General features: G+C 63.2%; 12 protein-coding genes. 4 read left to right on the forward strand and 8 right to left on the reverse strand.

Annotated elements, in window-relative coordinates; all coding sequences use genetic code 11:
- The first annotated feature begins 5 nt into the window (after positions 1-5).
- A complete protein-coding gene (locus JMY29_RS09520) occupies positions 6-359 on the forward strand; it encodes a TraR/DksA family transcriptional regulator (protein WP_081623390.1) in 354 nt (117 codons plus the stop codon).
- Here the strand turns inward: JMY29_RS09520 and JMY29_RS09525 are convergent.
- The 8 genes from JMY29_RS09525 to JMY29_RS09560 all read right to left on the reverse strand — a co-directional run bounded on the left by JMY29_RS09525 (position 345) and on the right by JMY29_RS09560 (position 10,203).
- Positions 345-620, reverse strand: a complete 276-nt coding sequence (locus tag JMY29_RS09525; protein WP_018779643.1) for a hypothetical protein — start codon at positions 618-620, stop codon at positions 345-347. The genes JMY29_RS09520 and JMY29_RS09525 overlap by 15 nt on opposite strands.
- The gene (locus JMY29_RS09530; protein ID WP_039241137.1) at positions 617-1,930 is read right to left on the reverse strand and encodes an MFS transporter; all 1,314 of its coding nucleotides are present in this window, start codon (positions 1,928-1,930) and stop codon (positions 617-619) included. The genes JMY29_RS09525 and JMY29_RS09530 overlap by 4 nt, the downstream gene beginning before the upstream one ends.
- Before the next feature lie 119 nt (positions 1,931-2,049).
- On the reverse strand, positions 2,050-3,426 hold the full coding sequence (locus tag JMY29_RS09535; RefSeq protein ID WP_018779641.1) for a DUF3100 domain-containing protein: 1,377 nt from the start codon (positions 3,424-3,426) through the stop codon (positions 2,050-2,052).
- On the reverse strand, positions 3,423-4,646 hold the full coding sequence (locus JMY29_RS09540) for an amidohydrolase (protein WP_189075624.1): 1,224 nt from the start codon (positions 4,644-4,646) through the stop codon (positions 3,423-3,425). Before JMY29_RS09540 ends, JMY29_RS09535 begins: the two co-directional genes overlap by 4 nt.
- An 11-nt stretch (positions 4,647-4,657) precedes the next feature.
- Positions 4,658-6,205, reverse strand: a complete 1,548-nt coding sequence (locus JMY29_RS09545; RefSeq protein ID WP_189075623.1) for an aldehyde dehydrogenase family protein — start codon at positions 6,203-6,205, stop codon at positions 4,658-4,660.
- 27 nt (positions 6,206-6,232) lie between these two features.
- On the reverse strand, positions 6,233-7,138 hold the full coding sequence (locus tag JMY29_RS09550) for an NAD(P)-dependent oxidoreductase (protein ID WP_055976115.1): 906 nt from the start codon (positions 7,136-7,138) through the stop codon (positions 6,233-6,235).
- Between the two features lie 56 nt (positions 7,139-7,194).
- Positions 7,195-8,085 carry a MurR/RpiR family transcriptional regulator gene (locus JMY29_RS09555; RefSeq protein ID WP_189075622.1) on the reverse strand — a complete coding sequence of 297 codons (891 nt, stop codon included), beginning with the start codon at positions 8,083-8,085 and terminating at the stop codon, positions 7,195-7,197.
- Positions 8,086-8,268: 183 nt separating this feature from the next.
- On the reverse strand, positions 8,269-10,203 hold the full coding sequence (locus JMY29_RS09560) for an FAD-binding monooxygenase (protein ID WP_189075621.1): 1,935 nt from the start codon (positions 10,201-10,203) through the stop codon (positions 8,269-8,271).
- 167 nt (positions 10,204-10,370) lie between these two features.
- Between JMY29_RS09560 and JMY29_RS09565 the strand changes: the two genes are divergently transcribed.
- The 3 genes from JMY29_RS09565 (at position 10,371) to JMY29_RS09575 (ending at position 12,630) form a co-directional block, all read left to right on the forward strand.
- Positions 10,371-11,321: a 5'-3' exonuclease gene (locus JMY29_RS09565; RefSeq protein ID WP_026267433.1), complete on the forward strand. Its 951-nt coding sequence runs from the start codon at positions 10,371-10,373 to the stop codon at positions 11,319-11,321.
- A 154-nt stretch (positions 11,322-11,475) separates the two neighbouring features.
- Entirely contained in the window at positions 11,476-12,033 is a 558-nt protein-coding gene (locus JMY29_RS09570) for a Clp protease N-terminal domain-containing protein (RefSeq protein ID WP_189075620.1), read from the forward strand.
- A 177-nt stretch (positions 12,034-12,210) separates the two neighbouring features.
- Positions 12,211-12,630: a YciI family protein gene (locus JMY29_RS09575; RefSeq protein WP_018779633.1), complete on the forward strand. Its 420-nt coding sequence runs from the start codon at positions 12,211-12,213 to the stop codon at positions 12,628-12,630.
- The last annotated feature ends 29 nt before the right edge of the window (positions 12,631-12,659 follow it).

Raw genomic sequence — 12,659 nt, forward strand, 5'->3', positions numbered from 1 at the left:
CCGACATGGTTGACGCGGAACGGTTCCGGCTTGTCCTTGAGCAAGAACGAGAACGCAGGCTATTGCTGCTCTCAGATCTCCGGAGCGACATCACGTCGGTCAATGCCGCCCGCCAGGACTCCAATGTGGACGACGAACATGATCCGGAGGGCAGCACCATAGCCTTCGAGCTGTCGCAGGCGTCCGCCCTCCTTGACCAAAGCAAGGAGGGCCTCCAGCACATCGATGCGGCCCTGGCGAGGATCGCCGCCGGCACCTATGGCCGCTGTGAAGTCTGTGGGGTGGACATCCCGGAAGGCCGGCTTGAAGCCAGGCCATGGACGCCGTTCTGCGTTGACCATGCCTCAGGGCGAAGGTAGAGGTTGGCCCATTCCCGGCGAGACCTGGACAAATTCGATTCCCTGTTGCTGCTTTTTGACGGGCCCGCGCTTGAAGCCTTTGGCGTCGAGGTGGTTTCCAGCCCTGTAGGCCGCCAACGCCTCATCAAAGATCCCGTTGAGTCGGCTTGCGGCGAAGATTTCCCGAGTTCCGTCGGTGAACTCGATGGCCACAGTAACGCTTGATGGGAAGTGCCGCTTCATGCGGATGAAGCCTTGGGCGTCCTGGTGCAGTGAGATCACGTAGTGTCCGCGCTTTCATTGTTCGGGTTGGAATCGGGAGTGCTGGACCGGTCTGCCGCTGCGCCCTGCTTGCGGCTCGCCAACAGGAACGGCACGGAAAGCAGTTCGATGACTCCGGCCATGGCCAGCGACGCCGGATATCCGTACAGGTCTGCGCCACGGCCCAACAATGGCTGAATGACGACGCCACCGCTCGAGCCCATCAGAGAATCGAAGCTGAGGACAGTTGCCCGCTGTTTGGAAGGGATCATGTCGTTCACGTACGCCTGCCGGACCGGGGTGACGGCAGATCCCACCACGCCCCATAGCGCCAACAGTACCAAGGCGATCCAAAAACTGTGGGTGATCCCTAAGACCAGCAGGATCACGCAGCCACCCGTCCCGCCCAGGATCAGTACAGAAGTGCGTTTGTGGAAAAGGCTCCGGGCGTGAGGTGCCAACCAACCGCCAAGGATTTGCGAGCCGGCCACGATCGCGGCGGCAAGACCGGCGATTGAATAGGCCTGCGGGTCGCCGAAGAGGTCAAGAAGATAGGGCTGCAACGCATAAAAGACATAGATGCCGACGCCGGCACTGAAGGGCGCGGCCAGCATCACGAATCGTACGGGCGGGTTTTTCAGCCCGTTCTCGATCGACGCCGTCAGTACGGCACGGGTAGCCCGTAGCGGGTGCGTCGAACGCTCCGGTGAGAAGCCGACGTCGTGCATGAGTCCGAAGGCGACGGCGAACATGGCAAGCAGCACCGCGACGCGGAGCAGGAACGGCACCCCAAGGTTGGTGGCCTGGGCGATCACGCCGCCGGCCACGGAACCCAGAAGCATCGCCACGCCCTGGACCATCTGGCCCCGGCCAAGTACGGATTCAAGTCCGCCTTCATAGCCGGAGAAACGAAGGGCATCAACAAGCCATGCCTCAACGGCCCCGGAGAAGAACGTGAATCCCAGGCCCAGGAGGACGGAGACCACAGCCCACATCCAGAAAGCACCCGAGATCTGCCACAGAAGGTAGTACAAGTAGGTGGATGCCGCCAGCGTGACGGTCCCCAGAAGGAACGACGTGCGCCGTCCCCAGCCATCGGCCACTACGCCAGTGGGTATTTCGAAGAGGACCATGCCGGCTGTGAAGAAAGCATTGGCGGCGAAGGCCTCAAGGTTACTCAGCCCGGCGTCCAGCAGGAACAGGGTATTGATGCCCCAGATGAAAGACGCCGCAACCGTATTGCCGAGCGTCAATGTGAGGTAGACGCGTTGGATTTTGCGGGCGTCCTGGTTCAGGGTGTCGCCGGTCCCGCGGGCGCGTGGAGGGGCCACGTGCCTATTCTCGCCCCGTTTGCTTCGCTCCGCCAGATCCGTCTGCAGTCAGCTTTCGGCCGCTGACAGAAGCGGCCCGGATCCCCGCACGAGGCGGGGATCCGGGCCGAAGCCGTTTGTCAGTGCCAGAGTCCCAAGGCGAACTCGGCGATGACTGTGGAGAGGATGAACGACGCAGTGATGGCGACCAGGCCCACGGGGATGATCTTCCAGCCGATGTTGCGCAGGAGGGGAATGTCCTTACCGAGGGAGAGCCCGGCCAACGTCAGCATCACTGTGGCGATGGACAGGAAGTCCACGGTCTTCACAGCCTCATTCAAGACGCCGGCACCGAAGAACCACGGGCTGGAAATGTAGGCGCCGATGGTGGTGATGAAGACTATGGCAGAGATTTTCCTGGTGACCTTTGCCAGGAACAAGCTGACGAGCACCAAGGCGAGCATGATGCCGTAGCCGGCAATGATTGACAGGCTCAGGCCCTTGGCGGCCACCGATGCGGTACCGATGCCCAGCACTGTCAGGACGGACAGCGAAAGCCACAACGGCAACTTGATGGCAGCCGAGGACTTAGCGACTTCTTCGCGGAAGCGGCGGTTCTCTTCTGCTTGGACCTCGTCCTGCTCGACCTCAGCTGCGGTGCGGGTTTGGGGAGCCACAGCCGTGCCGGCGGCAACCTTCTGCGGTTCCTTGTTGCGCGTGAGCAGTTTGTAGAAGCGGTCGGCCACGGGCAAGGCAATGTAGATGCCAACGTAGACACCCAGGATGGTGGTGATGAGGTTGGAGACGGCGGCCATGCCTAGGATGGCTTCCTGGTCGCCGGGGTAGGCTGCGATGATGCTCGCCGCCGAGGCCGCCATCATGGAGCCGGAACCAACGCCCGCACCCATGGCCAGGGCCAGGGGATCGAAGATCTTCCAGTTGGCCACCAACGAGGTCAGCAAGGTGATGAAGATGGCACCGAACAGGGTGCCGAAGACGTACATGGCCAGGACGCCGCGGTACTGATCGGAATCCGGGCCGTACTTCTCCGAGACCATGGCGAAGGAGGGCTCGCGGTCAAGGGAGAACGTTGCGCCCACGGTTGCCTTACCCATGCGAAGCAGTACGGCCAGGGGCAGCGCCAACACGATGGTTCCCAACAAGTGGCCCACTTCCTGCAGCAGCAGTGCGGGGCCGGCCTTGATGAGGCTCGGCAGGCTCGGCCCGATGTTGAAGGCGAGCCTGGCCACCAGGAGCAGAACCGCGACGCCGACCAGGGCCGCCGCGACGCGCTGGAGGTCGAGGCCGAGCGGCTTGAACTTCTGGATGGAGACCAACAGGCCGAGGATAAGTCCCCACACCATGGGGAAGATGATGATCGCGCCAATGCCAAGATCAATCTTGGCCTGGCCAATGAACTGGACCGCAAGGGCGATGACAAACGCCAGCGCGGCAATGGGAAGCGTAAGCCGTGTTCCGGCTTTGTCCGTCCGCGCGGTTTCGGTGCTGGTGCTCATGATGTTGCTTCCTGGATCGGGGCTTCACGGCGGTAGGCCGCATTGACGAAGCGTTCTCTCTGCTGGGGATTGGTTGCGGCACCCGCCACAGTCCAAGCCAGCGCGGTGGCTGCCTCGAACATCACGGCGTATGCCTCGGGTGTGTTCGCAAGAGCTGCAAAGCCGTGCGAGTGGATGGGGACGTTGGCTCCTGGAATGCTCAGCCACGGGTGCAAGGAGGGAATTACTTGGGAGATGTTGCCCATGTCCGTGGAGCCGCCGCCCATTCCTGCCGCCGGGGAAGTGTCCTTGCCGAACGCGTCCATGGCTTCGGTCCAGTGTGCGGCAAGTTCGCCGTCCTGGATCAGCGGCTCATAGAGCGGTTCCGCCGCCGTGATCTCCAGGGTGGTCCCGGTTGCAAGTGCGGCGCCTTCGAAGCAGCGCTTGACCCGTTCGAGCAGTGCCTCGTACTCCGCGAGCGTGAAGGCCCTGCATTCGAACGGAACCACGGCATGGTCCGGAATGATGTTGGTGACGTGTCCGGCTTCCGCCACGTAACAGGCAATACGGTGGTCTCCCGGAATTTGCTGGCGGAGCAAGCCGATCGCCACCTGGCTGAGCACGGCTGCGTCCCCGGCGTTGACGCCCAGATGCGGGGCGGCAGCCGCGTGGGCAGCCTTTCCGGTGAACACGGCCTCGTAACGGCCCACTGCTTGAGCCGTTGTCCCGGCGGGGTTGTACGTGACGCCGTCCTGGACCGGGTGGACCATTAAAGCAAGGCCGACGCCGTCGAAGGCGCCCCGCTCCAGCATCAGCACTTTGCCGCCTCCGTGTTCCTCGGCCGGCGTGCCGATCGCCTTCAACGTGATGCCGAGTTCGTCCACATGGGGGAGCAGGGCCAGTGCCGCAGCTATCGATGCTCCCGCGATGAGGTTGTGTCCACAAGCGTGACCCACTGAGGGCAGGGCATCGTATTCCACGCACAGGGCAACAGTGAGTTCACCGGTTCCCGCGGTGGCGGTGAAGGCTGTTGGAAGCCCGGCCGTTCCTTGGGTGACGTCAAAGCCGCCTTCGGCGAGCAGGGAGGTTATTGACTCTGCGGCATGGACTTCTTGGAAGGAGATCTCGGGGTTGGCGTGCAGCTCCTGCGAGAGTGCCTGAACCCGGGGTTTCCAGGCATTGACGCCGTCCGCCAAGGCTTGACGCAGCGGAAGTGATGAGGCCGTAGTGGTGATTTCCATGATTCTTCCTGCTAGTAGGACAGGGACGGGAAGGGGGATCCGGCTGCACGGGTGGGAACCCAAACCGCCTTGGTCTGCGTGTACTCGTCCAATACGCCGGGCCCGGAGGATCGGCCGTGGCCGGAATCGCCGAAACCGCCAAAGGGAACGGCAACGTGGATGGTCTTGTACGAGTTGATCCAGAACGTCCCTGCCTTCACCTCACGGGCGATGTGGTGGGCCCGGGAAACGTCCGAGGTCCACACAGCGCCGGCCAGTCCGAAGTTGGTGTTGTTGGCACGGGCAATTGCTTCGGCTTCCGTGTCAAAGGCGTCGGCACCGACTACTGGTCCGAAGACTTCAGTGGTCTCCAGGCGGTTTGCCGGTGTCACGCCATCCAACAGCGTCGGCATGACCCAGTGGCCGCCAGCCAGAGACGACCCGGCCAAGGACTCAGGCAACGTTCCGCCCGTGAGCCTGCGGCCGCCGTCGTTCATTCCCTGTTCAATCAGCGAAGTGACGGTCGCGAACTGGGGCGCGGTGATAATCGGCCCCACTTCGGTGGCGGCGTCCAGTGGATCCCCGACCCGAAGCCGGGCAGCACGTTCGGCCACCATGTCAATAAACCGGGCGTGAACGCTGCGTTCGACCAGTAGGCGCGACCCTGCCACGCAGGATTGCCCGGCGCCGGAGAAGATGGCGGAGATGGCGCCGTCGGCGGCGCGCTCGAGGTCGGCGTCGGCGAAGACGATATTGGCACTCTTGCCGCCAAGCTCCAACAGGGCTGGAATTCCGGCTTCCGCGGCGGCTACGGCAACCCGGCGGCCCGTGGGAACCGAACCGATGAAGCTGACTTTGCCGACCCGGCGATCAGACGTGAGAGTGGCTCCGACGGTCTGCCCGAGTCCCACGGCTACGTTGAACGCGCCGTCGGGAAGGCCGGCTTCGTGGGCCAGCTGTGCGAGCCGCACCGTTGTAGCCGGGGTGAATTCGCTGGGCTTGATGATGACGGCGTTGCCCGCCGCCAGCGGCGCGGCTGAGTTCCAACCGGCCGTGAACAGCGGGGCGTTCCATGGCGTGATGGCGACGACGACGCCCCACGGAACCCGCTCCGTGTAGGTGTGCCACGGGCCGGGCACGGGTATGGTCTGGCCGGTGAGTTTGTCGGCCCAGCCTGCGTAGTAGCCGAACATTTCAGCTACCTTGGACGCTTCAACGCGGGCGTCGCGGATGGGCTTTCCCGTGGTGGCCGATTCGAGGATCGCCAGTTCTTCGGTGTGTGCTTCGACCATCCTGCTGACGTTGCGGAGGATGGCGGCGCGTTCGAAGCCGTTCAGCGATCCCCACGCCGCTGCGCCCCGGACGGAGCTCTGCAGGATGGCATCGGCGCCCCCGGTGCCAGGGTCGGCATAGGTGGCAAAGGCTTCGCCCGTGGCCGCTGACGTCAGGGTGACGGAAGCGCCGGAGCCGGCGGCCACTTCGCCGTCGACGAACGCGCCAAGCCCTGAAGGGAAGGCGGAGTCCAGGACGGTCCGGGCTGTTGCGGTGGAGGAAGCCGCGGGGGCTGTGGTGATGCTCAAGGTAATGTCCTTCTGTTGCTGGGGGCGCTATGCGATGTGCGTGGTGCCGGGGGCGCCGGCGGGGGTAACAGCGGGAGCTACGGTCCTGGCGATTTCGGTGAAGTCGGCGGCCGGGCCGAGAGATGCCAGGGCGGCCTGCCACTGATCGGCCGCGGCAGCCAGGAGTTCCGGCTGTTCGCCGACCTGCCGGGCGATGTCGACGGCCAGGGATGCGTCCCGTGCCATCAGGCCGAGGGAGAAGCCGGAGTCGTGGGTGCCGGACAGGATCCAGTTCGGGTACATCGCGGAGGAGACCTTGCTGCCCCCGGAGGCATTGCTGATGCTCGCGGCGGCCACTGCGGGATCGATTCCGTAGGCCTTTGCAACGCCGAGCGCCTCGCCCACTGACACCAGATTGGCGGCGGCCAGGACGTTGTTCAACAGCTTCACGACGTTTCCGCTCCCAGGCCCGCCGATACGGGCATACTTTCCGCCGGTGAGGGCTTCGAGGACGGGCTGTGCAGCCGCGGCAGCCGTGTCCGTTGCTCCAACGAACGCGCTCAGAGTCCCGGTGGCTGCGCCTTCGCGTCCACCGGAGACCGGCGCGTCCACAAAGCATGCGCCGTGGGATTCCGCCAGCGCTGCCATGGACGTACTCGTGCCCGGCTCGGAGGTAGTGGTGTCAATGATTGCGATGGTCCCGGGTCCCGAGAGGAGCACCGGCACTGTTGCCTCGACAATGTGGGCCGAGGGCAGGGACAGCACAGCATATGGGATGCCGGCTAGATCCCGGAGTTCTGCCGTGGTGGAAATTCCGGTTGCGGCAGCCGCGTTCCGGGCAACGTCCGAGGGGTCGAAGCCGGTGACGTCCCAGCCTGCGCGGTGCAGCGTGGACGCCATCGCACCTCCCATGGATCCGAGGCCGACGACGGCGATGCGGCGGGTGTTGCTCATGAATGCTCCTAGATGGGGATTGTGGGGGAAGAAGAATGTGGTTGCCGCAGGGCAGGTCAGTCCAGGTAGATGTCCAGGTCTTTCCAGAGTTGCTGGGTGCGCCGGATGGCTGATCGACTCCGTTCGGGGTGCGCCGCTTCCATGCCGGCCAAAAGGCCGTAGACCATGGAATTTGCCGCCGTCACGGACTGGAAGAAGGAGATCCCTTCGGAGGCAACGATCAGCAGGTGGTCAGCCGCGGCGGCCAGGCGCCCGCGGCGCATATCGCTGATGGCGACGACGGTGGCTCCGGACTGTTTGGCGGCTTCGGCAGTGACGATGATCTGCTGGACCGACCGCCACATATTGACCACCACCAGCACGTCGCCGGGGCCGAGGCTGTTGGCTGCGGAAGCGAGGTGTACGCCGCCACGGTTTTCCAAGGTGATGGGGTACCCCATGGTGGAACCGAGGTGCGCCATGACACTTGCCGGTCCGGCGAAAGAGCCGATGCCGATGGTGGTGATGGACTTTGCCGAGGCCAGTGCGGCGATGGCGGCTTCCACGTCCTCGGAAGTGTTCGAGTCAAGGGTGAGCCGCAGGTTTTCGATGTCGTGGTTCAGTGCGTCGTGGAGGGGGCTGTGGTGTTCACCGTGCTCGAGGAGGGTGTCCTCGGTGGAGATCATCACCAGGTACCGGGAGCGAAGTTCGCGTTGGAGGTCAGGCCAGCCCCGGTAGCCCAGACGCTGGGCGGTGCGTACAACTGTGGAGTTGTTGACGTCTGAGCGCTGCGCAATTTCGGCGATGTCAGCGTAGGAGGACAGCTGCGGATTGCGTGCAATGACCTCCACTACCCGCGCCTGGGACTTGGATAATGCGACGTCGGGAAGCGCGTCGCCCAGCCAGGCGTGGTCCACAGGCTCCCGCGCCGCAGTGCCGGTACCCGACTCGTCTGGCTTGCTTGTCACTACTCAAACTCCTTGTAACGCAGATCACTTGGCAATCTCGATTGCAATAAACATACTCTGCAATTTTGTTTGCAGCTAGTGGTTTGCGTTACAGGCATGTAAAAGTTCCACCCGAGGGCATGGGCGGGCGTTAGACGACAAGTGCCAGGGACCCTGTGGGGGTCCCTGGCACTTATCGTCACCCTAGGCCGGGTTGCTCACCAGCCCTGCATCCGCCTTCGTAATCCCGGGGCGCCGCGCAGAAAGGAGCGGAGCGAAGAACGCCGCAAGTTCCGCCGTCGCCGATAACGGCAGGACGTTGGCAACATACTGGTCCGGGCGGACGACAACCACGACGCCGTCACGGCTGAGGCCACGCAGCTCAAAGATGTCGTTGGCCGGATCTGCGCCGAAGACCTTCTCAAGGTACGTGAGCTTGAACGGTCCCACGGTCGGCTTGAATGCCGCGGGGACGGCGCTGATGTCCACGTTGGTGTGGTCCTGCTGGTAGATCACTTTGACATCGAACCAAGCGTCCCGGTCAAGGTTCGACGGCGTCGCAGCCAGCGGCGAGTCCGGCGCGTTCGCGATCCACTCGGCGAAGTCCGCAACAGGGCCTTCGGCGCCTGCTTGGGCGGCATCGGCAAAGACGTAGATCCGCCAGCGGCCGTCCGCCTTTGCGTGGTGGCCCAGCTGCATGGGGTTGGTGTCGCAGACCCGCTGGACAGGGGCGGACTTGAAGCGTTTGCCTACCGGGAAGCCGGTTGCGAGTTCCTGGTGCCGCGGCTCCGATACGACCAGGGAGGGCGCGTATTGGGTCATGAAACCTGCAGGGAATTCGGCGGTGCTGGTGTAGAAGTTCTCCAGCTCCGTGGGGTCTTCAAACTCTTCGGGCTTCTTGGCCATGAGGGTGGACCATTGCTTGTCGAAGTCGATAAGGTTCTTCGCGACCACCTGGCGCTCCGCGGAATACGTGTCCAGCAGGCTTTCGGGGCTGCGGCCTTCAAGGACGTGACCGAGCTTCCAGCCGATGTTGAAGCCGTCCTGCATGGAGACGTTCATTCCCTGGCCGGCCTTGGCGCTGTGGGTGTGACAGGCGTCGCCGGTGATGAACACCCGTGGGGTACGCGTTCCGCGCTCCTCCGGCAGGACGTCGTCGAACCTGTCTGTCAGGCGGTGGCCGACCTCGTAAACGCTGTGCCACGCGACGTTGCGAACATCCAAGGTGTACGGGTGGAGGATGTCGTTGGCCTTCTGGATGATCTGTTCGATGGTGGTCTTCCGCACCGCCCCGTGGTCATCCGCTGCGACCTCGCCGAGGTCCACGTACATGCGGAACAGGTGCCCGCCCTCACGGGGAATCAGCAGGATACTGCCGCCGTTGCCGGACTGGATAGCGCATTTCGTCCGGATGTCCGGGAAATCGGTGACCGCCAAGACGTCCATGACGCCCCAGGCATGGTTCGCTTGATCACCGGCCAGATGGCAGCCAATCGATTCGCGGACCTTGCTGCGGGCGCCGTCGGCACCAACTACGTACTTGGCGCGGATAACCCGCTCCTGGCCCTCATCGGCACCGGCGGTGTGGCCGAGGGTCACCTCAACCGGGTAGTCCCCGTCGCCGGTGACCTTCAGGCTGCGGAACTCGTAGCCAAAGTCAGGGACCATGCGCGTGGGGGAGTTCGCCATGAACTCCGCAAAATAGTCCAGGACACGGGCCTGGTTGACGATCAAGTGCGGGAACTCGCTGATCCCGGCGGGATCATCCACCGCCCTGGCTGCCCTGACGATGCGAGAGTGATCGGCCGGGTCCGGCTTCCAAAAGGCCATCTCGGTGATGCGGTATGCCTCGGCTGTGATCCGCTCTGCAAACCCGAAGGCCTGGAAGGTCTCAACACTCCGGGCCTGGATGCCGTCGGCCTGGCCAATGGCGAGCCTGCCAGGGCGGCGTTCGATGATGCGCGTAGTGACTCCGGGGAACTGGGCCAACTGGGCCGCCGTCAACATCCCGGCGGGACCGGTGCCCACGATGAGGACATCGACTTCATCCGGAAGTGCTGACGGCCGGTTGATTCCGACGCCGGCGGCCGGCTCGACCCGCGGGTCACCTGATACATAACCGTGGTGGTGGAACTGCACGGGCTTTCCTCACTTCTTTGTGGGCTGGTGGAATGACTTGGTGTTCGATAATAGAACATGCTGTTCTATTATCGCTCGTTATATCGTAATGCGGGTCACAGTGCTCTTCAAGTCATCTGACGGAGAGCGCTGGAAGGAGACGGGTTCCTGTGGCTTTTGCCCGGGGCATGTCAGGATCAGGTATGCCTCGACTGATGCTCCTGGACACAGCCTCCCTGTACTTCCGCGCCTTCTACGGTGTGCCTGATTCCATCCGGCGTTCGGACGGGACTCCGGTCAACGCCGTGCGCGGCCTGATGGACATGATCGCCCGCCTCGTTACGGACTACGAGGCCACACACGTGGTGGCCTGTTGGGACAACGACTGGCGTCCTCAATGGCGTGTTGACCTGATTCCCAGCTACAAGTCCCACCGTGTCGCGGAAATCGTTCCGAACGGCCCCGACGTCGAGGTCGTCCCGGATCCGCTCGAAGCGCAGATCCCCATGATCCGCAAAGTACTGGAGCTCGCCGGGATAGCCGTGGTGGGCGCCGATGAGCATGAGGCTGATGACGTGGTGGGTACCTACGCCAGCCAGGCAGCGTTCCCCACTGACGTCGTGACCGGCGATCGCGACCTCTTCCAACTCGTCGATGACCAGCGCGGTGTACGGGTAATCTACACAGCGCGCGGGATGAAGAACCTGGAATTGGTCACCGAGGTAGTAGTTGTCGGCAAATACAAGGTTCTGCCGCAGCAGTACGCAGACTTTGCCACCCTCCGCGGCGACGCTTCCGACGGGCTTCCCGGAGTGGCCGGCATCGGCGAAAAAACCGCAGCTGGTTTGCTCGGCGAGCACGGCACCCTGCAGGGGCTGCTGGAGGCGGCAGAGGATCCCGACGGCGGTTTGTCGGCTTCCGTCCGCGCCAAACTGTCAGGTGCCGCGGACTACCTCAAGGTTGCGCCCGCCGTCGTCAATGTTGTCCGCGACCTGCAGCTGCCGTCCTTGGAGGAAGCGGGCGCGGAACTTTCACCTGTAGCGGGCGCTGCCCGCTCTGAGCTGGAGCAGCTGGCCAACGACTGGAACCTGGGTGGTTCCGTCAAAAGACTCCTCGATGCGCTGGACCGGGTCCGCTGACGTTACCGCCCGATAACCGAACCAACATGCATTCACAGCTTCGTCATAGGTACGGGACAGGATGGTCTGGGGTTGGCCCCTCATCGTGTTAGGAGGACGGCACATTGGACCGTCCCTCAGACAACACCCGTAGCAAGGGATTGAGGAGAGGCATATGTCGAAAACCAAGAGAATAACCCTGGGGGTCGCAGCCGGAGCGCTTGCGTTGGGTGCCGGATTGGGTGTGACCAGCCTCGCCACAGCAGCGACCACGCCGACGCCGAGTGCTACATCTTCCGCTGATGCGACCACTCCATCGGACCAGGGTGGAAGGCCCGGCGGGCATGGACACGGACGGGACGGCGGCAAGATTGCGTCCGAACTGGCAACCAAGCTGGGTGTGGACGAGACTAAAGTCTCCGACGCGCTGAAGGCCTTCCGCGAAGCGAACAAGCCCACCACCCCGCCTGCCGAGGGAACAGAGGGCACTAAGCCGGATCCCTCGGCCCGCGATGCCGCATTGGCGAAGTCCCTCGCTTCGGCGCTCGGCGTTGACGAAGCCAAGGTCACCACGGCGTTGGAAGAGATCCGTTCTGAGGGGCAGGCCCAGCGTGCTGCCGCACTGAAAACCCGGCTCGACAAGGCCGTGACGGACGGAAAGCTGACGCAGGCAGAAGCCGACGCCGTAACCAAGGCCGTTGAGGCAGGCGTTATCGGAGGTGGCGGGCGCTAGTACGCCGTGACAAGCCCTTTTGTGGCACTAAAAGGGTCCCCTGGAGTTATCCGGGGGATCCTTTTTTCGTGCCGCTGGAAGTTTTTTTAGAACCCTTGTCGATTTGACCTCGCACCGTTCGACCTATGGGTGAGAAGGTCGAAGGGCGACCTTCCACAACATAGGAGATTGAGCCAAATGGCAAAGTACATGTTGATCATGCGGGCAGACGACGATTCCTACGCCAAGTTCGAGAACATCGACTTCAACGACATCCTCGAAGCCATGGGTAAATTCAATGACGAACTGATCCGGGCGGGAGTATTGCTGGCCGCCGAAGGTCTGGAGGATCCGAAGGAGACCGTAGTGGTTGATTTCACCGGCGAAACGCCCGTAGTCACTGATGGTCCTTACGGTGAAACAAAGGAGCTCTTCGGTGGCTTCTACATCCTTGATGTCGCATCCAAACAGGAAGCCGTCGAATGGGCCAAGAGGGCGCCCATGACAGCAGGCACCAAAACCGAAATCCGGCGCGTAACCAGCATCGACGAGTTCCCCCAGGACAACGAATGGATTCAAAAGGAACGTGCATGGCGCGAGCAGACCGGCCAACTCTGAAACTCCGACCGGTTTTTCCCTGGAAGCGG

The organism is Paenarthrobacter nicotinovorans, from assembly GCF_021919345.1.
In the GTDB taxonomy this organism is placed as follows: domain Bacteria; phylum Actinomycetota; class Actinomycetes; order Actinomycetales; family Micrococcaceae; genus Arthrobacter; species Arthrobacter nicotinovorans.

Bases quoted from the DNA above. Each gene is read 5' to 3' on its own strand.
- JMY29_RS09520 (WP_081623390.1), top strand. From the start codon at position 6: ATGGTTGACGCGGAACGGTTCCGGCTTGTCCTTGAGCAAGAACGAGAA.
- JMY29_RS09575 (WP_018779633.1), top strand. From the start codon at position 12,211: ATGGCAAAGTACATGTTGATCATGCGGGCAGACGACGATTCCTACGCC.
- JMY29_RS09540 (WP_189075624.1), bottom strand. From the start codon at position 4,646: ATGGAAATCACCACTACGGCCTCATCACTTCCGCTGCGTCAAGCCTTG.
- JMY29_RS09570 (WP_189075620.1), top strand. From the start codon at position 11,476: ATGTCGAAAACCAAGAGAATAACCCTGGGGGTCGCAGCCGGAGCGCTT.
- JMY29_RS09535 (WP_018779641.1), bottom strand. From the start codon at position 3,426: ATGAGCACCAGCACCGAAACCGCGCGGACGGACAAAGCCGGAACACGG.
- JMY29_RS09550 (WP_055976115.1), bottom strand. From the start codon at position 7,138: ATGAGCAACACCCGCCGCATCGCCGTCGTCGGCCTCGGATCCATGGGA.
- JMY29_RS09565 (WP_026267433.1), top strand. From the start codon at position 10,371: ATGTCAGGATCAGGTATGCCTCGACTGATGCTCCTGGACACAGCCTCC.